A 1,265-nucleotide genomic window follows, 5' to 3' on the forward strand; every position below is an offset into this window, starting at 1 on the left:
GCCTGGGCGAGCGAGACCTGACGCTGGGCGTCGAGGACGTCGAGCAGCGAGGAGGCGCCGTCCTTGTAGCTGGCGGTCGACAGATCCAGCGTTTCCTGGGTCGTCTTGACCTGGGCGCGSAGTGCSGCAACCGTCTGCGCATCGCGGCGAACCGCCGACAGCGCGTTTTCCACTTCCTCGACCGCCTGCAGAACCGCCTGCTTCCAGGCRAGATACTGGGTCTTGGCGTCGGACTTGGCGATATCGACATTGGCGCGCAGGCGGCCACCGTCGAAGATCGGCAGCGTCAGCGTCGGGCCGAAGGACCAGCTGGTCAGGCCRCCGCCGGAAACGCCGGCTGCCTTGACGTAGGTGGGCGAGATCGAGCCGGAGAGCGAGATCGACGGATAGAGCTGGCTGATCGCAACACCGATATTGGCGGTGGCRGCGGCCAGATTGCGCTCGGCGACGCGGATGTCGGGACGATTGCGGATCAGGTCGGCCGGAACGCCGGAGACGATGCCGGCACGGAAGACCGGCTGCGAGCCGCCGCGCTGCAGTTCRGCGACCATCGAGCCGGCCGGCTTGCCGAGCAGGGTGGCGATGTGGTGGGCGGCRACGCGGAAGTTGGTTTCCAGRCCCGGGATTTCAGCCTGGGTCGACTGYACCAGACCTTCGGCCTGCACGACGTCGAGACGCGAGGCTGCACCGGCATCGAGCTGGAACTTGGTCAGCTCGTAGGTTTCCTGGCGCGATTTCAGGTTGGCCCTGGAGAGCGCGATGCGCTCCTGGTAGTAGCGGGCGTTGATGTAGGAGTTCACCAGATCCTGGAGATAGGTGAGCTTGGCRACGTCGGCGGTCGAGTAGGCGGCGTCGAGGGACGCCTGGGCGCTTTCCTTGGAACGGCGATACTGGCCGAACAGGTCGAGCAGCCAGCCGACATTGGCGCTGCCGCCACTCGTGTTGGTGGCGCCGTTGCGGGTGGAGAGATCGCCGAGCGTGCCGCTGGTGGTGTGCGATGCGCCGACCGTCAGGCTCGGCAGCGAACCAGCGCCAGCCACSGTGACGTTACCGGCAGCGGCATTGATGCGCTCCAGCGACTGCTGGATCGACAGGTTCTCGCTGAGGCCCTCGGTGACCAGTCCGTTCAGGCGGGTGTCGCGGTAAGCGGTCCACCACGCGACCGTCGAGACGTCGCCGTCGGCCTTGGCCGAGCCTTCATTGAACTTGGCCGGGAGGGGCATCTCCGGGGGAACATGATCCGGGCCACTCACACAGCCCGCGAG

Annotated in this window: 1 protein-coding gene; it reads right to left on the reverse strand. The window is 66.9% G+C overall.

The genetic code is table 11. From position 1 onward, the window contains the following. A partial coding sequence (locus tag AC1DOG_RS23120; protein ID WP_113012469.1) for an efflux transporter outer membrane subunit occupies positions 1 to 1,265 on the reverse strand: 1,265 nt, incomplete at both ends.

The sequence above is a fragment of the Rhizobium sp. 01N48 genome (genome assembly GCF_056399145.1).